The organism is Nocardia sp. NBC_00565 (assembly GCF_036345915.1).
Classification (GTDB): Bacteria; Actinomycetota; Actinomycetes; order Mycobacteriales; family Mycobacteriaceae; genus Nocardia.
The window spans coordinates 1,832,560-1,855,081 of the sequence record NZ_CP107785.1; the positions used below are offsets into that span (position 1 = coordinate 1,832,560).

General features: G+C 66.3%; 20 protein-coding genes. 6 read left to right on the forward strand and 14 right to left on the reverse strand.

Annotated features, from left to right (window positions below; translation table 11 throughout):
- Positions 1–22: 22 nt before the first annotated feature.
- Positions 23–1,012, forward strand: coding sequence for an MSCRAMM family protein (locus OG874_RS08875; RefSeq protein ID WP_330257227.1), 990 nt, complete (start codon positions 23–25; stop codon positions 1,010–1,012).
- A complete protein-coding gene (locus tag OG874_RS08880) occupies positions 1,012–1,833 on the forward strand; it encodes a YceI family protein (protein WP_330254635.1) in 822 nt (273 codons plus the stop codon). Before OG874_RS08875 ends, OG874_RS08880 begins: the two co-directional genes overlap by 1 nt.
- A 248-nt stretch (positions 1,834–2,081) precedes the next feature.
- Here the strand turns inward: OG874_RS08880 and OG874_RS08885 are convergent, their stop codons facing one another.
- Positions 2,082–2,717 (reverse strand): MspA family porin, encoded by a 636-nt coding sequence (locus tag OG874_RS08885; RefSeq protein ID WP_330254636.1) that lies wholly within the window; start codon positions 2,715–2,717, stop codon positions 2,082–2,084.
- 103 nt (positions 2,718–2,820) lie between these two features.
- Positions 2,821–3,942: a class I SAM-dependent methyltransferase gene (locus OG874_RS08890; RefSeq protein ID WP_330254637.1), complete on the reverse strand. Its 1,122-nt coding sequence runs from the start codon at positions 3,940–3,942 to the stop codon at positions 2,821–2,823.
- Positions 3,943–3,956: 14 nt separating this feature from the next.
- Here OG874_RS08890 and OG874_RS08895 point away from each other — a divergent pair, with 14 nt between their 5' ends.
- Positions 3,957–4,526 (forward strand): dTDP-4-dehydrorhamnose 3,5-epimerase family protein, encoded by a 570-nt coding sequence (locus OG874_RS08895; protein ID WP_330254638.1) that lies wholly within the window; start codon positions 3,957–3,959, stop codon positions 4,524–4,526.
- Here the strand turns inward: OG874_RS08895 and OG874_RS08900 are convergent.
- The 4 genes from OG874_RS08900 to OG874_RS08915 are packed head-to-tail and all read right to left on the reverse strand — an operon-like array spanning position 4,495 to position 8,295.
- Positions 4,495–5,538, reverse strand: a complete 1,044-nt coding sequence (locus OG874_RS08900; RefSeq protein ID WP_330254639.1) for an NAD-dependent epimerase/dehydratase family protein — start codon at positions 5,536–5,538, stop codon at positions 4,495–4,497. The two genes, OG874_RS08895 and OG874_RS08900, sit on opposite strands and share 32 nt — an antisense overlap.
- A gap of 17 nt (positions 5,539–5,555) precedes the next feature.
- Positions 5,556–6,206: a PIG-L deacetylase family protein gene (locus tag OG874_RS08905; RefSeq protein WP_330254640.1), complete on the reverse strand. Its 651-nt coding sequence runs from the start codon at positions 6,204–6,206 to the stop codon at positions 5,556–5,558.
- Positions 6,203–6,982 (reverse strand): glucose-1-phosphate cytidylyltransferase, encoded by a 780-nt coding sequence (locus OG874_RS08910; RefSeq protein ID WP_330254641.1) that lies wholly within the window; start codon positions 6,980–6,982, stop codon positions 6,203–6,205. The genes OG874_RS08905 and OG874_RS08910 overlap by 4 nt, the downstream gene beginning before the upstream one ends.
- The gene (locus tag OG874_RS08915; protein WP_330254642.1) at positions 6,979–8,295 is read right to left on the reverse strand and encodes a class I SAM-dependent methyltransferase; all 1,317 of its coding nucleotides are present in this window, start codon (positions 8,293–8,295) and stop codon (positions 6,979–6,981) included. Before OG874_RS08915 ends, OG874_RS08910 begins: the two co-directional genes overlap by 4 nt.
- 489 nt (positions 8,296–8,784) lie before the next feature.
- Between OG874_RS08915 and OG874_RS08920 the strand changes: the two genes are divergently transcribed.
- Positions 8,785–10,299 (forward strand): sugar transferase, encoded by a 1,515-nt coding sequence (locus OG874_RS08920; protein ID WP_330254643.1) that lies wholly within the window; start codon positions 8,785–8,787, stop codon positions 10,297–10,299.
- Between the two features lie 7 nt (positions 10,300–10,306).
- On the opposite strand, the gene OG874_RS08925 is transcribed toward OG874_RS08920, so the two are convergent.
- The gene (locus OG874_RS08925; RefSeq protein ID WP_330254644.1) at positions 10,307–10,969 is read right to left on the reverse strand and encodes a biliverdin-producing heme oxygenase; all 663 of its coding nucleotides are present in this window, start codon (positions 10,967–10,969) and stop codon (positions 10,307–10,309) included.
- Positions 10,970–11,061: 92 nt separating this feature from the next.
- On the reverse strand, positions 11,062–12,597 hold the full coding sequence (locus tag OG874_RS08930; RefSeq protein ID WP_442943318.1) for a threonine/serine ThrE exporter family protein: 1,536 nt from the start codon (positions 12,595–12,597) through the stop codon (positions 11,062–11,064).
- Positions 12,598–12,766: 169 nt separating this feature from the next.
- Here OG874_RS08930 and OG874_RS08935 point away from each other — a divergent pair, with 169 nt between their 5' ends.
- On the forward strand, positions 12,767–13,621 hold the full coding sequence (locus OG874_RS08935; protein ID WP_330254645.1) for a TIGR03619 family F420-dependent LLM class oxidoreductase: 855 nt from the start codon (positions 12,767–12,769) through the stop codon (positions 13,619–13,621).
- A 54-nt stretch (positions 13,622–13,675) separates the two neighbouring features.
- On the opposite strand, the gene OG874_RS08940 is transcribed toward OG874_RS08935, so the two are convergent.
- The 6 genes from OG874_RS08940 to OG874_RS08965 form a co-directional block, all read right to left on the reverse strand.
- Positions 13,676–15,598: a vWA domain-containing protein gene (locus OG874_RS08940; protein ID WP_330254646.1), complete on the reverse strand. Its 1,923-nt coding sequence runs from the start codon at positions 15,596–15,598 to the stop codon at positions 13,676–13,678.
- A gap of 77 nt (positions 15,599–15,675) precedes the next feature.
- Entirely contained in the window at positions 15,676–16,245 is a 570-nt protein-coding gene (locus tag OG874_RS08945) for a hypothetical protein (protein WP_330254647.1), read from the reverse strand.
- Entirely contained in the window at positions 16,245–16,778 is a 534-nt protein-coding gene (locus tag OG874_RS08950; protein WP_330254648.1) for a MauE/DoxX family redox-associated membrane protein, read from the reverse strand. Before OG874_RS08950 ends, OG874_RS08945 begins: the two co-directional genes overlap by 1 nt.
- A 370-nt stretch (positions 16,779–17,148) precedes the next feature.
- The gene (locus OG874_RS08955) at positions 17,149–18,786 is read right to left on the reverse strand and encodes an ABC transporter permease (RefSeq protein ID WP_330254649.1); all 1,638 of its coding nucleotides are present in this window, start codon (positions 18,784–18,786) and stop codon (positions 17,149–17,151) included.
- Positions 18,783–19,715 carry an ABC transporter ATP-binding protein gene (locus tag OG874_RS08960; RefSeq protein WP_330254650.1) on the reverse strand — a complete coding sequence of 311 codons (933 nt, stop codon included), beginning with the start codon at positions 19,713–19,715 and terminating at the stop codon, positions 18,783–18,785. The genes OG874_RS08955 and OG874_RS08960 overlap by 4 nt, the downstream gene beginning before the upstream one ends.
- Positions 19,715–20,350, reverse strand: a complete 636-nt coding sequence (locus OG874_RS08965) for a TetR/AcrR family transcriptional regulator (RefSeq protein WP_330254651.1) — start codon at positions 20,348–20,350, stop codon at positions 19,715–19,717. Before OG874_RS08965 ends, OG874_RS08960 begins: the two co-directional genes overlap by 1 nt.
- Positions 20,351–20,548: 198 nt before the next feature.
- On the opposite strand from OG874_RS08965, the gene OG874_RS08970 reads away from it, so the two are divergent.
- Positions 20,549–22,501, forward strand: a complete 1,953-nt coding sequence (locus OG874_RS08970; RefSeq protein WP_330254652.1) for an acyl-CoA dehydrogenase family protein — start codon at positions 20,549–20,551, stop codon at positions 22,499–22,501.
- Positions 22,502–22,522: the final 21 nt, after the last annotated feature.

The following is a 22,522-nucleotide window of genomic DNA, read 5'->3' on the forward strand; positions in this document are numbered from 1 at the left end:
CATTCCGACGGCCGCGGACGACATGGCATCACTGGATGCCGAACTGGCTGCATTCGCGGAGTCGAGCTGGGACGAAAACGAACTCTGGGAAGACGCCGAGCGGGTGTTGTCCGAGCCTGAACCGGTGTCTGCCGCGTCGGTCGGGCGGCATTCGTCGGTGGAACAGAACGGTCATCGTGTGTACCAGGTCGATCCGTCGTCGCAGACCGGTCTGTCGACGGGCGGGTTGTCCGGGTCGGACTTCGACGGTGGGACGTTAGGTGGTCGCGTCCACCGTGAGGACGGTCGTCCGGTGCCGAGTGCGGTGTTGACGTTGATCGATCAGGGTGGCCGTCAGGTCGCGCGGGCGAGCGGTGCTGGTGATGGTGGTTACGCGATCAGTGCGCCGGAGGTGGGTAGCTATGTGTTGATCGTGTCGGCGATGGGGCACCAGCCGGCCGCAGTCAATGTGTCGGTCGGTCAGCGGCCCCAACGGCTGGATGTGACCATGGTGGGTTCCGGTGAGTTGTCGGGTGTGGTCCGTACCGCCGGCCACGGTGTGCCGTTGTCGGGTGCGACCGTCACGTTGACCGATTTGCGTGGTGAGGTGGTCGGGGCGGCTGTCACGGGCGGCGACGGCACCTACGTGTGTCACGGTGTGGTGTCGGGTGTCTATACCTTGGTCGCGGTCGCTGAGCATATGCGGCCCAGTGCGACCACATTGACGGTGCCGGACAGTGGTGTGTTGCGTCATGACATCGAGTTGGCTGCGATGGCGGTGCTTGCCGGGTCTGCGTGGGCCGACGGCGGCCGGGCGGTGCCGGATGTGCTGGTCAGTGTGCTCGATGCGGCGGGTGAGGTGACCGCGACGGCACGGACCGACGAGAACGGCTGCTATGTCGTGACCGATCTGCTCGAAGGGCAGTACACCGTGGTTGCTCGTGGTTACCCGCCGGTGACCGGGCAGGTCACTGTGTCCGGTGGCGAGGTCGCCTACGATGTGCGGCTCGGTTACGAGCCTGGGGATCGTTGATGAGTGGGTTGACCGGTCGTGTTCGCACCGCGGAGGGGTGGCCGGTGCCGGATGCGGTGTTGACGGTGACGGATATGAGGGGGCGCCAGATCGCCCGTGCGGTCGTCGATGAGACCGGGGCGGTGGGCACCGAGCTGTTGCCTGCGGGTGTTCATACCGCGGTGCTCACTGCTGTCGGGTTCGGGCCGGTGGCGCGGACCGTGCAGATCTCATCGGTGGGGACGGGTGTGCTCGGTGAGGTGGTGTTGGTGCCGGTGGTGGGGGCGGTGGCGTCGCCGCCGCCGGGGCCGTGGACGATCGATCCGGTGCATTCGACGGTGATCGCAACTGCGCGTCATCTGGGTATTGCGAGTATCAAGGCCCGATTCGCGGAGGTGAGTGGGCGGCTCGATATTGCTGAGCCGTTCGAGCGGTCCACGGGGCACGCGGAGATCAAGGCGGCGGGTATCGATACCGGTATCTCGATGCGTGACAATCACCTGCGTTCGCCGGAGTTCTTGGATGTCGACAGTTATCCGATGATCACTTTCACCGGCAGCGGGTTGCGTCGTACCGGTGGTGACACCTGGGTGATGTCGGGTGAGCTGACCCTGCACGGGCAGCGTCGCTCGGTCGATCTCGAGGTGACCTATGGTGGGTTCGGAGCGGATCCGTGGGGTGGTGTGCGTGCCGCGTTCCACGCCGAAACACTATTGCACCGCAACGACTTCGCGATCGATTACAGTGCGGTCGTGCGCGCGGGAGTGGCCGCCATCGGCACCACCGTCAAACTCGAACTCGACATCGAAGTCGTACAAGGCGAGCAGCTACCCGCAATCTAGGTAACTGTCGCCGAAATATCTTGTACCGGAAGAGCTTTGGTCGAATAGCGAGAGAATTTTCCGGCCAACCGGACCGTGGTCGTGCTTCGCCGGCGCAACTCGGCCGTGCGCATCGCGCGCAACGGCACCGGGCCCAGCCCGCAACTCGGCCTCGTGGGGCCGGCCAATCTCGTGGCTGACCGGCTACCGCCGACTCGAGCTGCATTGACCGGTGTCCGACCAACCCACACGGGTTGTCAGACACGCTTTCAGATCGTCCAGAGGCGGCCGTAGGTGTAGACCGCGTCGCCGTTGGCGCTGATCACCCGGACGAACGGGCGGATCGTGGTCTGGCCGAGGACACCGGTGACGGTGCCGTGGAATCCGGACATGCGAATGAATCCCTCGACACCGGAGACATCGCCGCCGGTGCATTCGAAGGTTTGGATGCCGGGGCCGAAGCCGACCTCGAGCTCCACGCCGGCGCGGGGGATCAGGTCGAAGAGCCTGAGTCCGCCGCCTTCGGTACCGCCGAGATCGAGACCGAGACCCGGTGTGTACCACTGGAACTTGATCCGCCCGCTGAAGGTCGCGGGGTAGCCGACCTGGTAGCCGATGGTGATGTGGCCCGACCAGTCCTGCGCGTTCGGTCCGGAGACCCGGTAGGAGGCCTCACCATTGTGGAACCACTCGCGGGTCAGTGGATTTCCGTCCAGCGGTGGCACGAAGTCGATCCGGGTGTCGGATTGGATCGCCTCGACCGTGCGGTCCTGTCGGTCGATGATCTGACTGGAGCTGTCTATCGCCGCGGTAGCGGTGCCGGTGGTGCAGGCCAGACCCGAGACCAGCACCGAGGCCAGGATGAACGCACGCAGACTCCGGTTACGGAGTGTGTTTTCCCTCATCAGTATTTCCCTTTGTCAACCAGAAGAGCAGATGTCCTAGCAACAAACCCGCGCGGCGCCGACGACAAGCTCACTGTTGGCGCAGCGATTTCAAGGCAGGATGTCACCGCCCTTCCGCGGGGCCGGCCGGATCGTCGACGACCCAGCGGCCGTCGAGTTCGGGAAACCTGGCGCGGACCTCCGGGAGCAGGTCGCGCAGCGTCAACAGCACGAAATCCGGCCTGGCCGAGATGAGTTCGGTCGGCGAGATGATCGGTATATCGGTGCCGGGCATGCGGCGGCCGTGTTTGGCGGGCGAGGCGTCGGCGACCGCGGCGATCAGCCCGCGGTGCACCCCGGCGAGGCTGAACAGCGCGACCGCACGCGATGCCGCGCCATAGGCATAGACGCGCTTGTGGCGCGCGGCCAGGGCTTCGAGCCAGCGGCGCAATAGCCGGGCATGCTGGTCGGTAGTGTACTGCAGGCTTTGTAGCGCGACGAGATCGGTCTGTGCGGATTCGGCGGCTCGGATGGCGCGCGCCGCGGCGTCCGGCTCGGCCGCACCGTGCACCGCGCCGATCAGCACGGTGCCGCCGTACAGGTCGAACGGCCACGCCCGCACCACGCTCATGTCCGCGAACCGCAACAGCCGCTGCAACGCATCCAGCGAATAGTAGGCGAAGTGCCCGTGCCGCAACGCATTCCATTGACCCGAGCCGACAATGGTCGCCAGCGAGTGATATTGCAGCAGCAGCAGACCCGTCGGCGCGGTCGCCGCGGCCCGCTCCAGAATCGCGGCACGCTGATCCGGCTCGTGCATGATGCCGAAGCAGTCCAGGACCACATCGGCGACGTCCCCGACGGTCTCGAAGCCACGCTCGGCGAGCAGCGGCAGCCAGCTGCCGCCGTGCGGACTGCCGAATTCGCGTACCGTGCGCCCGCGCAACAACCCGGCCCGCGCGACTCGTGCCACCGCATCGACGGCTTGATCTCGCAACGCCTGCGGTTCGACCCCGCGCGGCTCCTCGGTACGGGTGTCATCGTCTGCCAGTTGCGCGAGCCCGCACGCACCGCACCGGTCCATCCGCAGCGGGTGGGCGATCTCGGTGGCTTCGATCGCGCTGCGCGCGAGCGGAAAGTGGTCGGCGGCCGGGACTTTGCCGAGGTCCAGTACTGGGGTGAGGTCGGTGCTGCGGCAGCCTCGGCAGGCGCGGTCCGAAGCGGTGTCCATGGCGGCGGTGTTCATGACACGATGGCCCGGTGCGCATCGAACAGACCGATCTCGCGGACGTCCTGGTGCTGGTGCCCGAACCGTACCGGGATGACCGCGGGCTGTTCACCCGCACCTTCGACGCCGCGGAGTTCGACGCTCATCTCGACGCGCCGGGGACAGCCGCCACGTTCGGCCAGGATTCGCAATCCCGGTCGGCGCGCGGAGTGATCCGCGGTATGCACGGGCGATCGGGACGGGGTGAGGCGAAGTTGGTGCGCTGCGCGCACGGCGCGGTGCACGATGTGCTCATCGATATCCGGCCCGCATCGCCAACCTTCGGGCGGCAGCGGGCATTCCGGCTCGACGACGAGGAATTCCGGCACCTGTACGTGCCGCCGGGCTTCCTGCACGGCTTCCAGGCGCTCACCACGACCGCCGACGTCTGCTACCGGATCGATCGCGCGCACGATCCGGCCGAGGATATCGGCGTCGCCTACGACGATCCGGAGCTGGCCATCGCCTGGCCGCTGCCGGTCACCGTGGTCTCGGCCCGCGACCGGGCCGCGGGCAGTTGGCGACAGCTCCTCACGACTGTGCGGGCACCGCAGGAGAGCTGATCCGGCGCATCGAGGCGTCCAGTACCCCGGTAGCTCGCAATCTCTCCAGATGTGGCAACCGGGTGAACCGTTGGAAGAAATCGTCACTGGTCAGTCCCCTGGCGGTGTATTCGCGATACAGCTGCTCGGCTCCCGCGGCCACCGTCCAGGTGGCGTGGTAGCCGAGAGCCGCACGGGCGGCGGAGAAATCGACGCGGTAGGACCTCGGGTCCGCGCCGCTCTCACCGGTGATGGATAGCTGAGAGCCCGGCACCGCGTCCACCACGGCCTTGGCGATATCGGCCACGGTGAGGTTGTTCGCCTCGGTGCCGATGTTGAACGCCCGGCAGTCGATCGCCTCGATCGGCGCGGTCAGGCAGGTGGCGAAGGCGGCGGCGATATCGTCGGCGTGCACGAGTGGTCGCCACGGCGTGCCGTCGGAGAGCACCTTGACCTCACCGGTGAGCACCGCGTACCCGACCAGATTGTTGAGCACGATATCCGCGCGCAATCGCGGCGAGAAACCGAATGCTGTCGCGTTGCGCAGGAATACGGGTACGAACTCGGCGTCGGCGAGCGCCGCGACATCGTCTTCGACCCGCACCTTGCTCTCGGCATACGGGGTGATCGGGCGCAGTGGGGCGTCCTCGGTGACCAGTTCGTCACCGGCCGCGCCGTACACCGAACAAGTTGAAGCGTACAGAAACCGCCGCACCCCAGCCTCTTTCGCGAGCCGGGCCAGCCGGACCGAAGCGTGGTGATTGATGGCGTAGGTGATGTCGGGATCGAGTGCGCCGAGCGGATCGTTGGACAGCGCCGCCAGGTGGATCACCGCATCGAATCCGGCCAGCTGCTCGACGGTGACATCGCGCAGATCGACCGCGAGGCCGGGCGGATCACCGGGCAGCTGCCCGAGCACACAGTCGGCGAAGAAGCCCGAATCGAGCCCGACCACATCGTGTCCGGCGGCGCGCAGCACCGGCGCCATGACCGTGCCGAGATAACCCTGATATCCGGTGAGCAGAACCCGCATGCCCGTTTCTCCCGCGTTCACGACAGACCAAAATCGACGACGACTTTGTCGACAATGAATGCTTCGGCATGCTGCGCCCGGCACTGCACCCCACGCAGCCTGGACAGACCGGTGAACGACAATTCGTCGAACCAGTCCCGCCCCACTTGTGAAGAGTAGTGCTTCTGCAGCAGCCGCGCCTTTTCCTCGGCGAATTCCGTTGGTATCGGAACGAATACGATCGGGGTGGGGGTGTCGCTCTCCCACTTGAGAATTTCGTAGCCGAGCACCAGATGGTCGCGGAATTCGGTGGTCGCCAGCTCGGCGATCAGGCGATGATCCTGATGGGCGTCGCGGCGCTGCGGTGCGAAGACCAGATCCGGTTCGGTGCCGGCCCGAAAGGTGGCCAGTGCCTGCTTGATCTGGTCCCAGTGCGCGGGCGCGCGACCGTCGGGAATATCGAGCACCGTCACCGCGAGATCGGCGCCGGGACAGAACGCGGCCAGCGCGGCCCGTTCCTCCTGCTCGCGCACGGTGTCGGCGCCGGAGAGCACCAGGGCGCGCACGCGCAGCCCGGAGTGCTTGCGCGTCAAGGTGAGCAGCGTCGCGCCCATCCCGATCGCGATATCGTCGCAGTGCGCGCCGAGCACCGCGATCTCGGACAGTGGCCCGGTGGTCAGTGCGATCATGCGTACTGCTTCTCCCAGAGCATCCACGGCCGGATGCCGGAACGGTAGGCGGCGTCGAGTTCGGCGCGCTCCTTGAATGTGTCGGCGGGCTTCCAGAAGCCGAGGTGCTGATAACCATAGAGCCTGCCCTGCCCGGCGAGCCGGCCGCAGGCGTCGGCGACCAGATCACCGCCCTCCGGCAACAGGTCGAGCACCTCGTGGCTGAGCACGAAGTAGCCGCCGTTCTCCCACAACGGCATCGACGACACCGGCCGGATCTCCTTGACCTCGCCGTTGGGTTTGATGTCGACGCAGTGGAAGGACTGCTGCGGCGGTACCACCATCATCGAGGCGGCCGCACCGGAGACGGTGAAGCGTTCGATCATATCGTCCAACGGTGCGTCGGTGAGTACATCGGCGTAGTTGGCCAGGAAGGTCTGCTCGCCTTCGAGATACGGGCGCACCCGGCGCAGCCGCTCGCCGATGGCCGAGTCGAGGCCGGTGTCGACGAAGGTGATCGACCAGTCGCTGATATCGGTGCGCAGCAACTCCACCGAGCCGTCGCGCATGACGAAATCGTTGGACACCGACTCCTGATAGGTCAGGAAGAAATTCTTGATGTGCTCGGCGCCGTAGCCGAGGCAGAGAATGAAATCCTTGTGGCCGAAGTGCGCGTAATAACGCATCACATGCCACAGCAGCGGTCGTGGACCGACCAATTGCATGGGCTTCGGGAGCATGTCGGAGCCGTCGCGCATCCGCATCCCGTAACCGCCGCAGAACAGCACAACCTTCATCGCGCGTGCCTTCCCCTTGTTTCAGCGTTGTTCGATTCCCCGAGCACGGCTCTGTGTTCGTCGGAGAGCACGGCTCTATGTTCGTCGGAGAGCACGGCTCCGTGCAAAGTTGGTAGTGGATAGATCAGTTCGCCGCCCCATTCGGCGATATGGCGCAGCTGTGCGGTGATCTCGGCCTCGAGGTTCCACGGCAGCACCAGCACCACATCGGGTCGATCGAGATCGATGCGTGCTGTCGGGTAGATCGGGATTCGTGTGCCAGGGGTGAATCGACCGTGCTTATAGGGATTTCGGTCGACCGTGTAGCTCAGCAGGTCGGGGCGGATTCCGCAGTAGTTGAGCAGCGTGTTGCCCTTGCCCGGTGCACCGTAGCCGACCACCCGCTTGCCCTGCGCGCGTGCGTCGAGCAGGAAGCGCAGCAGTTCGTGGCGGACCCGTTGCGCGCTGGTCTCGAGGTGCCGGTAGCCCTCGGGCCGGTGCAGGCCCGCGGCCGCCTCGCGGCGCAACACCTCGTGCACCCGGTCGCTCGGCGCGTCCGCGACCGCCTCGGGGCGGGCCCACAGCCGGATCGAACCGCCGTGGGTGGCAACCAATTCGACATCCACCACGGCCAAGCCCGCGGTGGCCAGCGCACGCTGGGCCGAGAGCACGGTGTAGTACTGGAAATGCTCGTGGTAGATCGTGTCGAACTGGCCCAGTTCCATCAGGTTCAGCGCATGGTGCACCTCGATCGAGAGCCAGCCGTCATCGGCCATCAGTTCGCGCAGCGCGCGGGTGAATCCGCGCAGGTCGGGGACGTGCGCGTAGACATTGTTGGCGACGACCAGGTCCGCTGGTCCGTGCTGCGCGCGGATCCGTTTGGCGAATTCCTCGTCGAGGAACGCCGTTTCGGTCGGCACCCCGATCTCCCGCGCGGCGGCACCGACATTCACCGAGGGCTCGATGCCCAGGCACGGGATCCCCGCGGCGACCACGTGGCGCAGCAGGTAGCCGTCGTTGCTGGCGGCCTCGACTACGAGTGAATCCGCATTCAGGTTAAGCCTTTTGATAGCATCCGTGACAAATACCTCGGCATGCCTTACCCAGCTATCGGAATATGACGCGAAATACGCGTATTCCGTGAAGGTTTCCTCCGGAGTGATCAGTGCGGGGATCTGCAACAGTAGGCAGTCCTCGCAAACCCGCAGATGGAGCGGGTAGGTCGGTTCGGGGAGGTCGAGTTCGTCCACTGCCAGGAATTTTTCGCAGGGTGGGGTGGCACCGAGGTCCAGCACGCTCGCGAGACGTTCGGAATCACAAAGCCGACAACGCATACAGGCCCCCTGTCTCCTGCCGAGTGGGTTGCCGGGCGAACTACCGGCACGCCAATCACGTCGGCGCGATCAAGTGAGACGTTACAACGAATGGCTTGCGTATGGCCTATGAAATCGATTGGGCGGTAGCGGTTTCCGGACGTTTTTCGAGGCGTTCGAACCGATAGCATCCGGCTGGCAAACAATACTGTTGGGGGTGGCGCCCCCAACGCCACTTCCGGATGGTGCTGGCGCGAGTGCGTCACCTGCCGACTTTCCTCGGGTCGCAGTTCGGTCATGGGTCAGGAAAACCGACCGTCCGCATGTTGGCTACTCCGTGGAATACCTTGCGGCACTTTCTATTCGGTATGTGAAACGGATTGTGTTCTGTAACAATCGCCTTCTGGCCGCCGACTGAAGGAACACCCTGTGCGGTCAGTATCGCGTCGTGGGGACCGGTCGACGGGGATCGGGGGCAACGAAATTCTCCCAGGGGGAGGTGCGTGTTCAATGAGCTTCGAGCTCACCGACGATGACGACCTGGACGTCACAGGCCCGTCACGGATACTGCCGCGCTCGGAGCGCGAACGCTGGCAGTCAGAGTATGTGCGGCGCCTGGCCACAACGGATTTCGCGGTGATCGCCGCGGCCGTCGGTCTGGCGCAGCTGATCCGATTCGGTGGTCCCGTCGCGCCGCCGCTGGCGTGGCCGATGCCGTACGAGGTCGGCTACACCGTGGTTTCGGTGTTGCTCGCGCTCGCTTGGCTTTCCTTCCTGGCCGCATGCAATACCCGATCGCCCCAGGTGGTCGGCAGTGGGTCGGAAGAATACCGCCGGTTGGTTTCGGCCACCCTGCGGCTGTTCGGGGCTTTGGCGATCATGTCGCTGATCTTCCAGATCGAGTTCGCGCGTGGGTATCTCGCGATCGCGTTGCCGCTCGGCCTGTTCGGGCTGATGGCCAGTCGATTGCTGTGGCGGCTGCAGGCCAGGCAGCGGCGACGTCGGCAGGGCGAGTACCGGACCTCGGTGCTCGTGGTCGGCTGCGCCGAGGCGGCGCAGGCGATGGCAACCGCGTTCTCCCGCGACCCGGATTCCGGTTATCAGGTTGTCGGGGTGTGCATTCCGGATGGCGGTGCAGGCACCACCGAATACTCGATCCGGGCGTCCGGGCGATCGTTCTCGGTGGTCGGCGACGATCGTTCGGTGCTCGACGCGGTGCGCCGCAGCGGGGCCGATACGGTCGCGGTGACGGCGACCGATCACCTCGGGCCCGTCGAATTGCGTCGGATGGCTTGGGATCTCGACCCGCTCGGCGTGGAATTGATTGTCGCGCCCGGGGTCGTCGATATCGCGGGCACCCGGTTGACGAACCGTCAGGTCGCGGGCGTGCCGATGTTACATATCGCCAAGCCGCAGTACGACCGGGCGAAGTCGACCGGCAAGGGGTTCTTCGACGTATGCTTCGCCGGCGCGGTGCTGTTGGCGATCCTGCCCGTGCTGGTCGGCATCGCGCTGTCGGTGAAGCTGACCAGTGCCGGGCCGGTCTTCTATCGGTCCGAGCGAATCGGGCGCGGTGGCAAGCCGTTCCAGATGATCAAATTCCGCAGCATGTATCTCGACGCGGATCGCAATGTCGCGGCACTCATCGAGGCCAACGGCGGCAACCCGGTGTTCTTCAAGATGAAGGACGATCCGCGCATCACTCCGGTCGGCAAGATCATTCGCAAGTTCAGCCTCGACGAGCTACCGCAGTTCCTCAATGTGCTGCGCGGCGAGATGAGCGTGGTCGGCCCGCGCCCGCAGGTGCAGCGCGAGGTCGACACCTACGACGGCAATATGCGGCGCAGGCTGCTGGTCAAACCGGGCGTCACCGGTCTGTGGCAGGTGAGCGGGCGTTCGGATCTGTCGCTGGAGGATGCGGTGCGGCTGGACCTGTCCTATGTCGAGAACTGGTCGATGATCCTGGATCTGCTGTTGATCGCCAAGACCATCGGCGCCGTCGCGCGCGGCGAGGGCGCCTACTGATCCGTACTCACGAGGGGCGGCGTGCCGGGAACTCGGCGGCGAGTTCGGCGAAGACCGCGGTGTTCAGCGCGAAGGCGTGCTGTCCCTCGTCGATTACCCGACGCCGCTCCAGATCATCGAGTGGCAGCTGATCGAGCTGTCCGCGGTATTCGCGTTTGAAGGCGGCGGGGTTGCCGACGCCGTCGAAGACGTAGAAGCGGACGCCGTCGCCGCGGTGCGGGAGGTCCCACAGCTTCTCGGCGGTGCCGCGGATGACCTGCCCGCCCGAGAGGTCGCCGAGATAGCGGGTGTAGTGGTGGGCGATGTACCCGGCGGGCCAGTCGCGGGCGCACTCATCGATGCGGGCGGCGTAGGCGGCCGTGGCGGGCAGCGCCTCCAGCGCGTTGCGCCAGTCGGGGCCGATCAGGTGGGTCAGGTCGCGTTCCAGCTCGGCGGTTCTGGCCAGTTCTGGGCGGATGAAGGGGCCCGCGACCGGGTCGTCGGCCAGGCAGTCCCAGCGGGCTTCCAGCGCGCGGTAGATGAACCACAACTGAGCGGTGTAGCGGTGGTAGGAGTCGATGCCGAGTGCGCCGCCGAGCATGTCGCTGATGAACGAGGAATTCTCGGCCTCGTTGTGCTGCTGCTCGGTAGCGGTGCGGATCGCCGTGGAGAACGGGATCGTATCCGACATTCCTGAACCACCTCACTATCGCGGACAGGGTCTTTGGGCACCCTAATTAACGGGTACAACCATACCGGCTCACCCTGGCAGCCAGGCGAGCATCATGATCGACGGCGGGATTCGCGACGCAGCGAAACGCGCGGGCGGCGTCGGCGCACGATGACCGGCCGACGGATCGAGCCGAACCGGCTCATGATCCGCGGTCTGCGCACGGTGCGGTCGATCCACTCGCCGAGGGTCACCCCCGCCGCCAGCGCGCAGCCGACGCCGACCGCGGCGAGCATCTGGTTGGCTCCGATCAGCAGTTCGTCGTTGAGCAGCGCGTAGAGCCCGCGATACACCTTGAGACCCGGTAGCAGCGGGGTGATGCCCGCAAGTGCGACGACCAGTGGGGGAGTCAGCGCCCGCCGCGCCATCAGACCACCGGCCAGCCCGACCAGTGTCGCCGCCACCGCGGAGGAGATCACCGGGCCGAAGCCGAGGTGCTGCACGAGCAGAAAACAGATCGTGCCCGCCGCGCCGCCGAACGCCGCCGCGGTGAGTGCGCGCCGCTCGGCGTAGCAGGCCAGGGCGAAGGCCAGCGCGGCCACCGCACCGGCCGCGATCTTGACCGGCAGATCGGCGACATCCTGCCCGGAAGTCAGATAGACCGGCGGCACCGTGGCACCGGCGAACTCGCCGACCCGCAGCGCCAGCGCGATGCCCGCGATGATGCCGCCGGTCATCATCAGCACCTCGAGCATGCGCGCGGTGGCAGTGATCGGCGCGCCGGTTATCGCATCCTGCACCGCGCCGACCAGCTGCAATCCACTGAGCAGCACGGTGATTCCGGCAGCGATGATGAGTGTCGGATCGACATCGATGTGCAGTGTCGCCGCCAGCGTCGCCAGCAGTAGCGCCGGTGTCGCGGCGATCGCGCCGCCCACCACATGCTGGAAGAAGAACGGCAGGCCATAGCGATTCAGGACGCGATTGGCGCGGTCGATCGCCAGCGTGGTGCCGAAACTGATCACGGCGACGAGCCAGCCGCCGCCGAGCAGGGCCGCGATCGCTGCGGCGAGCAGGGACCAGCCGAAGGTCGCGGTCCAGCGGTGGTACGGGTGCGGCGCGGTGGTGATCGCGTCCAGCATGGTCCGCGCGTGCTCCGGCGGAACGACCTCGTTGCGGATGCGGCGGGTGAGCCGGTCGACCGCGGCGAGGCGGGTGAGGTCCAGGGATCGGTACTTCACGACCCGCATGGTGCTCGCGGGCGGCAGCAGCGGACCGCGGTCGGCCCAGATCCTGATCGCGTCGTAGGTGACATCGATATCGCAGCGGGACAGGCCGTAGGTGGCGGCGATGAAGCGCACCTGGGTGGTGGTGTCGATGACACCAGTGCCCGAGGCCAGCACCACCTCACCGACGCGCACCGCCAGATCGAGGACCTCCGCGACCCTGGCGTCGTCGCCGAGATCGATCGGCCGCAGCGGTGTCGGGGCCGCGACGATGGTGTCGGCGGTGGCCTGGCGGTCCGCGACCAGGAGCCCGACCGCATGACTGACCACGGGAATGCGGAGAAAGCGCGGCCCGCGTCGCCGGCCCAGGTGATCGACCCGGTCGGTGACGTCGCCTCCTCCCTGAAATGTGTCAGGAGCCATGGGGCGAACGTAGTCACCCGGGGCGGGGTTGCGCATCAGCGGTGGTCGAAGGGGCGTGTCGATGGCTCGATGCGCGCCGGAACTCTTGGGCGGAGCCGGGAAAAGTGGTAGAACTTGTTCTAATTTGCTGGTTCTTCGGAGCCACCCGCAAGCGAATGGGAGCGCGACGGTGCGGTACGGAATTGTGTTGTTCACCAGTGACCGGGGTATTACGCCCGCCGATGCGGCCGCGACCGCCGAACAGGCCGGATTCGACGCGTTCTACGTGCCCGAGCACACCCATATCCCGGTGGTGCGGGCCGCGGCGCATCCGCGCACCGGGGACGCGAGCCTGCCCGACGACCGGTATCTGCGCACCCTGGACCCCTGGGTCGCGCTCGCCACCGCGGCGGCGGTGACCAGCCGGATCACACTGTCCACGGCGGTCGCGCTACCCGCCGAACATCATCCGATCACCCTCGCGAAGACCCTCGCGTCACTGGATCATCTGTCCGGCGGCCGGGTCAGCCTCGGCGTCGGATTCGGGTGGAACACCGACGAGATGGCGCATCACGGGGTGCCGGCGAACAAGCGCAGGACTGTGTTGCGCGAACATCTGGACGCCATGCGCGCCCTCTGGTCCGAGGAGGAGGCCAGCTTCGCGGGGCAGTTCGTGAACTTCGGACCGAGCTGGTCCTGGCCCAAGCCGATGCAGAAGCGGATCCCGGTGATCCTCGGCGCGGCCGGGACCGAGCAGTCGTTCACCTGGCTGGCCAAGAACGCGGACGGCTGGCTCACCACGCCCACCGAGGACGGGCTCGGCGAGAAGATCGAACTGCTGCGCCGGGTGTGGCGCGAGCACGAGCGCGAAGGTGATCCGGAGATCATCGCGTTGGCCGGACGCCACGATGCCGCGCAACTCGCGCAGTGGGCCGAACTGGGGGTCACCGAGGCGGTCTTCGGGCTGCCGGATCGCGATGCCGAGGATGTGCGCGGGTACCTGGGACGGCTTGCCGGGAAGCTGGGCATCGAAGCGGCGGGCTGAGATAGCCGAAAGCCCGCTGACACCATTGTGGTGTCAGCGGGCTTTCTCGTAGCGCTAGCTCCGTCGCCTGCGTGCGGCGAGCCAGCCGCCGAGCACGCCGAGCACGCCGATGACCGCGACACCGATGACGGCGATCACGATCAAGGCCGTGGACGACTTCGACTCCGACGCCGCCGATTCCGCCGCCGCGGTGGCAGTCCCCGGAGTGCGGCTGGTCGGGACCTTTGCGCCGGTAGAGTTCTCGCCGAATACGCCGTCGCCCACCGTGGTCGCGTACGTCGGGCCGCTTTCCGTAGCGCCGGTCACGGTGAGATTCAATTGCACTGATACCGGCGTGTTGATGCCCTTGTCGGTGAAGTTCGAGCCGAGCTTCACCGCGATGTAGTACCAGCCCGCCACCGCCTCTTTGCGGGGATCGAGCGCATCGGATTTGCGGTTGTTGTACCGAATCGGCACGGTGCCCATCGCCTTGTTCGTCGGCAGCACGGTGTCGCTGCCGGTGTAGGAGGCGAAGTCCGAGTCGATTGCCTCGCGGATCGGGTTGTAGAGGGTGGTGCGGACACTGGAGATGTTGTCGACGCCGTGCCGGCCGTTGCCGCCGTAGTGGACTCGGTACGCCAGTCCTTGGCCCCAATCCAGCTTGACCCGATAGAACACGAACTCACCCTGCTGCATGGTGTCGGTGTAGCGGCCGCTGCCGGGCAGGGTGCTGGCCGCTGTGAAGGACGGGCCGCCGGAGACGGGGGTGCCCGCACCGCTCGGCTCGGTGAAAGCCGTGAACGGCGCAACCGCGACCGGACCGGCGTCGGTCACCGCGGGTTCGATGCCGACCAGCAGCTCGATCGGAAGTCGTTCCGGCACACCGGCGGATACTCGATCCCAGGTCAGCTGGAAGTAGTAGCGGCCGCCGCCCTTGCACTTATCGGAGCTGCCGCTGGTGGGTTGCTTGGTCGCGCCGTCGAACGCCTCGGCCACCGTGAGTGCGACGCCGTCGCTGGAGCTGGTCGCCTGCTCGAATTCGAAGGCATTGCAGTCTTGGCCGTCTGCGTCGTAGATCCGCAGCTGCAGTGTGTTCATATCCTCGGTCGCGGGGATATCGGGCAGACGCGGGAAGGACAGGGTGCCGCTGAAGTAGGCGGTCGCTCCGGCCGGGACATCGACTGCCCAGTAACGCTTTTCCTTCTGACCGAGGGTGTCCAAATACTGACCCGGGGTGGCCACCGGAGCGGTGTCGTATTTTCCGGTGCCCGTGATCGGGGTACCGACCGCCTTGTAGTTGCGCAGTGCGGCGGAGCTCACGCGCGGCAGGGTCCGCTCCAGTGCGGGGCCGTCGGCGGCGTCGCTGTACGTGCCGCCGGTCGCCTGCGCCATGCAGGTGAGTTGGGCGCGGGCCTTGGCGTCCACGGCGAAACCGATCGCGTGCACCACCAGATCGAGCCCCTGTTGCTTCAATTCCCGTGCCACCTCGCAGGGATCGGGCGGGGAGCAGGTGTCGTCGCCGTCGGAAACCAGCACGATGGAGCGCGGTCCGGACTTCGGGAGGGTGCCGGCGGCTTGGCGCAGTGCGGTACCCATCGGCGTCCAGCCGCTGGCCTTGATCCCGTCGACGGCACTGGTCAATGCGGTCCGGTCGAGAGTTTCGGGTTTGTGCAGGACCTGCACGTCACGGCAGCCGGAGGTCTTCTCCGCCTCGGTGTTTCCGGTGCTCGTGCCGTAAACGGTAAGTCCCACTTTGGATTCGGCGGGTGCGGTGCCGACGAACGAACGGACGGCACTCTTCGCGGCGTCCATCATGGTGCCCGCCGGATCAGGTCGCTGCATGGAGCCGGAGGCATCCAGGATGAGCATGGTCGGCGCATACTGCGGGGCCTCCGGACTCTGCTGTGCCTGCGCGGGTAACGCGGCCACGGAGAGCCCGATCAACCCCGCGGCGGCCGCCGCGGTGAATCGGGTAATGCGTTGGGTGAATCTCGACATTGCCTCATCTGCTTATTTCGCTTCGATAACGAAGCAGACGTTACCCACATAAGGCGAGTGTTCCCATTGCTGAACGTTCACCACCGACCGGACAAGACATGGTCGGCGGACATCCCGGTGGGGTGGACGAGATCGGTGACGGTGTTCGGGACGGCCGTGTGGCGTACCCGATTGTGCTGATCGACCAGAACGGCGAGCGGGGTGCGGCCCACCTCGAGACCCTCCGACAATTCGTCCTCGTGCTCGTGCAGGATGGCAAGCCAATCCGGCAGTGTGCCATCGCGCAACACGCGCGCGGATTCTTCGTCGGTGACGAGCATGACCGGGATCGCCGGTTCCGGGACGGTGGGGGTGCGGAGATCATCGAGCAGTGCCGTGCACGGCGGGCAGGTCGCGGTGGCGAACAGCAACAGGCGAGGCCGTCCGAGCCATTGGCTCGAATAGACAGGTGCGCCGTCACCGTCGCGCAACTCGGCATCCGGGAGCCGAGTCCCGGCGGCGGGACGCAGCGTTGTCCGCCGGTCGAGCAGAGTCTGCATATGCGTCAGCATCGGCTCGATCCGCGTCATCAACCCGATCATCAGAAGGCCCTGCGCGACGACCACGACGACAAGCATGAGGACCACAGCAATCCAGGGCCACGACATCAGATCGAACTCCTTGTCATCAGACGGTCGACACGTCCTGCCAGCACGGCAACCTGTCGAGCGGTCACCAGCAGGCGGGCCGAGAACGCAGCGATCGTGGCCAGCATGATCACCGCGACCATGTCGGTACCGGAAAGGCGAGTAGGGGGAAAGGCCACAAGCGATGCCGCAGCCGCGGCGGCGACGAGGTTCTGCAGTACCAGCGTCCAGTCGATGACCCGGCCGCCGCCGCGGCACCCGCAATCGAAGGACCGGCCGCGCAACAGATTGACGCTGATCGCCATCGCGAACGCCGCGTGCAGCACTACCGCTGCGAACGCCGCCGGCTGAACGGTCACACCGGTCAGCAGCAATGCGCCGATCGCGAGCTCCGCGACCGGCAATACCACCGCTGTCGGCACCAGCAGAGATACGGGCACAATTCTGTACCGCGCCACAGCAATTCGCGTTGCGGTCGGTTCGCGCACCATTCCGGCGCCGGCGGCCAGCAATCGCACGGCGACTACAACCTGCACGACTACCATCAGCACCATTGGGATCCCCCGAACAGCCCACCGGTCGTCAACAGCCGCTGCCGCATGCTCATATGCGACTCGAACAACGTCCAAACGTCGAGAGGACGAGGCGGGTCATGTTACGTCGATTCATCGAGTCCCTACTTCTGATGAGGAGGTGGGTAGGTCCGGCGGTCGGATCATGGTTGTTCGATGTATCTGGCGCGGCAGTGTATTCGATCCAGCAAACTATCAGCAGTAGGCACTCCGGCTAGCTTGGGAACGGCAGTGTTGAGTTCGTCGCGTGATCCGCTACCTGTCGCGATCCCGTATGACCATCATCTGTTCCCAACGGGAAGTGCCCCGCCACGAGTCGCAACTTGTGGCGGGGCACTGGGGTTGTTGTCGATCAGCGCAGATCGCGGCGGCGGAAGGCGCCGATACCCACGCCGAGCAGCACGACTGCGATGCCGAGCAGCCACACGATCGGGGTTGCCTCGAAGGCCGAGCCCGGCAGCTTCGGCGGATGCACGAACGGGACCAGATCGCTGACCCATTGTGGCAACCCGTCCAGCGCGCCCATGACGAAGATGATGATCATCGCGCTGAGTACGCCCCACGCGACCGGCGTGTAGCGGGGCGCCAGACCGTAGATCGCCACGGTAATCGCGGTGAGCACCCACACCGCGGGCAGCTGGACCGCCGCGGCGCCGAGGCAATCACCGACCTTGCCCGCCAGCTCGCCATCCGACAGGCCGTAGATGACCCCGACCGCGGCCCCCGCGACGCCCAGCAGCACCGCGGGGCCGAGCAGGGCGATGCCGATGTGGCTGAGCGCGTAGCGTTCTCGGCTCACCGATCCGGCCAGGGTGGCCTCGGCGCGCTGGCTCGACTCCTCCTCGTGTAGCCGGAGCACGGCCGAGATGGAGAAGGCCGACGCCGCGACGGCCAGCATGCTGAGGGCGAAGGTGATGAAGGAATTCTGCAGCACATTCGTGCCGCCCATCCGGGTGATCACATCGCGGACCTGCTTGCTGTTGTCGAGCATGTCGCCGACGCTATTGATGGCGCCGCCCATCAGCGATCCGTAGAGCAGGAAGCCGATGGACCAGACCAGTAGCGAGCCGCGCTGCAGCCGCCACGCCAGTCCCGATGGACCGGAAAGCGCGGGAGCCGCGACCGGTGCACCGGGCCGCTCGGCGAGCAGGCCCGATCCGGTATCACGTTGCCGCAGTAGCATATACGCGGCGACCTTGGTCACAACGGCGACGGTGAGCAGCGGGATCAGCACCCACCAGCGCTCATCCGCATACGGTCGCATATTGATACACCATCCCAGCGGCGAAAACCATGACAGCACACCGTTTCCCGCGTCGCCGACCGCGCGCAGCGCGAAGGCCGTGCCGAGTGCGCCGAACGCCACCCCGCGCGCGACCCGCGCACCCACGCTCACCTGTGCCGCGACGGCGGCGACCCCGGCCCAGACCAGACCGGAGCAGCCGAGCGTCGCGCCGTAGGCCAGCGAACCGGCGGCGGGCAGGTCACTGCTGTACAGTGCGAACGCACTCAGGATGCCGACAATCAGACAGCCGGTCGCAGTCAATATCATGGCGGCGGTCAGCCCTGCGTAGCGGCCGATGCTGGTGGCGCCGACCAACTCCGCGCGACCGGTCTCCTCCTCGACCCGAGTGTGCCGGATGATGGTGAGGATCACTGCGACCGCGATCATCGCGTAGAACGGCCCGGCCTTCCACAGTCCGACAGAGCCGAGGTCGGTGCTGAAGACCGGCCCGTACATGGCCACCAGCGCCGGGCTTTCCATGACCGACTTCGCCGCATGATCGAGGTCGGCCTGCGTAGCGTAGACGGCCTTGGCGCTACTGACATAGGCTGCGGGCAGCAGTCCGAAGGTAAGTACCCACAGCGGCAATACGATTCGGTCGCGACGCAGGAACAGTCGCAGCAATTGGGCGGTACCGGCGAAGTCGGCCCACCCGCGCACGGCGGGTGGGGCGTAATGCCTACCGCCCACGGTTGCGGTTGTCATGATCCCACCTTCTGCATGGCTGCGGTCGCCTGCTCGGGTGTCGCGCCGTCGACGTGGTAATGCCGCATGAACAGCTCCTCCAGCGTCGGCGGCGCACTGGTGAGGCTGCGCACCCCCGTATCGCCGAGGATCCGGATCAGCTCGCCGAGATGCTCGCTGTCCACCTGGCAGCGCAGCGTCGCACCGTCGCGTTCGATATCCTCGACCCCCGGTACCCGGCTGAGATCCCCTGGGTCACCGAGTAATTCGGCCGTAATGGAGGTGCGCGACAGATGCCGCATATCCGCGAGCGATCCGCTTTCCACGGTGCGCCCGGCCCGGATGATGGTCACCCGGTCGCACAGCACCTCCACCTCGGAGAGAATATGGCTGGAGAGCAGGACGGTGGTGCCGCGCTGTTTGGCCTCTTCGACGCATTCGCGAAAGACCTGCTCCATCAATGGATCCAAGCCCGAGGTCGGTTCGTCGAGCAGCAGCAGACGGACATCGGAAGCGAGCGCGGAGATCAATGCGACCTTCTGCCGGTTGCCCTTGGAGTAGGTGCGGGCCTTCTTGCGCGGATCCAGGTCGAACCGCTCGATCAGTTCGGCGCGACGCTGCGGGTTGATTTCGCCGCGCATCCTGGCGAGTAGGTCGATGGTCTCACCGCCGGACAGCGACGGCCACAGCGTGACATCGCCTGGTACGTACGCGAGTTCGCGATGCAGTTCGACCGCGTCGGTCCACGGGTCGCGGCCGAGCAGCCGGGCCTCGCCGGAGCTGGCGCGCAGGATCCCCAGCAGGGTACGGATGGTGGTCGACTTACCCGCGCCGTTGGGGCCGAGGAAGCCATGGATTTCGCCCTCGCTAACCGCGAGATCGAGCCCATCGAGGGCGGCGAAGTGGCCGAAGTTCTTGTGCAGATCGTGAACTTCGATGATGTCGGACATCAGATCTCCTTGCTGAGTGTGTCCAAAATCGTTGGGTCTGTAAGGAATCCCTGTGTGTACAGCTCTACGGCGGGCAGCGCGAACTCCTCGGTCATCTCGCGAACGAGTTTGCGATAGTCGAGCTTTTCGCCGCGTTGTTGCAGCAGGGTGAAGTACATGACAGTCGCGCCGACATTGACCGTCGTCAGATATTTGGCCCGCGCGGCCGGATCGCGGCTCGGTTTGATGGTGCCCGCCTCGACGCCCGCCTGGATGTACTCTTCGGCGTCCGAGATCATGTGCTCGAGCAGGGATTCGGCCAACGGGCCGCCCGCCTGCAGGCTACGCACCATGTAGGCGACCAGTGGGCCGTAGGCCTCGATCTCGACCATGGACGCGAGCATGCCTTTGGCGACGTTCGTATCGGTGGCGGTCTTCCATTTCTGTTCCCGGATCAACCGCAGCACCTGCTCGTCGCAGGCGGCCCGCAGGCCGTCCTTGGAGCCGAAGTGATGGTTGACCAATCCGGGGGAGACCCCGGCCGCTGCGGCGATCGCGCGCACTCCGACCTGAAATCCATTGTCACCGAACACCTCGATGGCGATATCGCGAATGCGGGCGGCGGTGGTGAGATCCGACTTCGGGGTCGGTGTCACGCTGCACTCCTAGCTCGGCGGATCTTTGCGGTATGGCTCTCTGGTTGAACGCATGTTTAGTATATTAAACACGTGTTCAATCGCAAGGCAAGGGTTTCGCGAGGATGTCGTGTCACGGTGTTTCCGCGGCCGGATGCGCCGGTGTTGCTGTTGGCGCGGACCGATCGCGAGCCGGAGCGAGAACGCTAGGGTCGGGGTATGGCTGACACCGAGAACGCCTCGACATCGGACCACCTTCGCGACGCACTCGATGGCTCGTGGCGCGCGGTTCGCGCCGAGGCCCGGGTACAGCTGGCCGGTGACGAGCTCGCCGGAGATCCCTATCTCGACTATCACGCGGCGCGGGCGCGGGTGCTCGAGCAGATGCGGGTCATCGCGACGATGGGGTATGCCGAGCGCGGATTCCGGCTGGAGAACGGCGGCACCGGGGAGCCGGGCGCGGCCGTGGTCGGGCTGGAGATGCTGGCCTACGCGGACCTGTCGCTCTGGGTGAAGTCCGGTGTGCAGTGGGGACTGTTCGGCGGGGCGGTGGAGAACCTCGGGACCGAGCGGCACCGGGAGGTGGTGCGGCGGCTGATATCGCTGGATCTGCTCGGATGTTTCGCGATGACCGAATCCGGGCACGGCAGCGATGTCGCCAACCTCGAGACCACCGCCACCTACGATCCGGACACCCAGGAGTTCGTGGTGCATTCGCCGACGCCGTCGGCGCGCAAGGATTACATCGGCGGCGCGGCCGAACATGCCAGGATGGCAGCGGTTTTCGCGCAGCTGATCACCGAGGGGGAGAGTAAGGGGGTGCACTGTCTGCTGGTGCCGATCCGCGATGAGCAGGGCAATGATCTGCCCGGGGTCACCACCTTCGACGACGGTCTCAAGGGCGGTCTGCCGGGTGTCGATAACGGGCGCATCGTCTTCGACCACATGCGAGTACCACGGGAGAACCTGCTCAACCGGTACGCCGATGTCGCCCCCGACGGCAGCTACAGCTCCGAGATCGAGAACCCGAGCCGCCGCTTCTTCACCACGCTCGGCACGCTGGTGCGCGGCCGGGTCAGCGTCGGCGGCGCGGCGGCCGCCGGTGCGCGGGTCGCGCTGAGCATCGCCACCCGATACGCGCTGCGGCGGCGGCAGTTCTCCGATCCGGACAACGGCCAGGAGACACTGCTGCTGGACTACCGCAGCCACCAGCGTCGGCTGCTGCCGCTGATCGCCCGGTCCTATGCGCTGGCCTTCGCGCAGAACGATCTGGTGCGGCGCATGCATCTGGTGCAGACGGGTCAGGATCTGGATCCGGGTGCACAGCGGGCACTGGAGACACGGGCCGCGGGTCTGAAGGTCGCGCAGACCAGGTACGCCACCCGCGCCATCCAGGAATGTCGCGAAGCCTGCGGCGGCGCAGGTTATCTCACCGAGAACCGACTGGTCACGCTGAAGGCCGATACCGATGTGTTCACCACCTTCGAGGGTGACAACGTCGTGCTCACTCAACTGGTGGCCAAGGAAGTGCTCACCGCCTACTCCGACGAGATCCGCGATCTGGACGCGCTCGGCTGGGTGCGCTTCGCCGCCACCATGGCCGGTGACGTGGTGCGCAAGCGTTCCGGTGTGCGCCAGCTGATCCAGACGCTGCGCGACCGCGGCGACGACACCGTCGACGAGGGTGATCTGTCCCGCCGCTCGGTACAGCTGCAGCTGTTCGCCGACCGCGAGGACTACCTGGTCCGCACCGCGGGACACCGGCTGCGCGCTCGCGCCGAGGACACCACGCCGTTCGAGGCGTTCAACAATGCGCAGGACCACATCCTGGCCGCGGGCACCGCGCATATCGACCGGCTGATCCTCGAGGAATTCATCGAGGGCATCGCGGGCATCGCCGACCCGGCCGCGCGCGAACTCGCCGAGACACTCTGCGACCTGTATGTCTACTCGATGCTCGAGGAGAACCAGGCCTGGTTCATCATGCACCGGTTCATGTCGGTCGACCGTGCGAAGGCCGTGCGCCGTGGCGTCAATGAACTCGTCGACCGGCTGCGCCCGGACGCCCTGACATTGGTCGAGGGCATGGGTGTGCCCGAGAGCATGTTGCGCGCGGCGCTATTGGAGGATGCCAGCGTTTTCGATCGGACGAGCAGCCCGACGACCGTGTAGTACTGTGGCGCACCGCGTTTG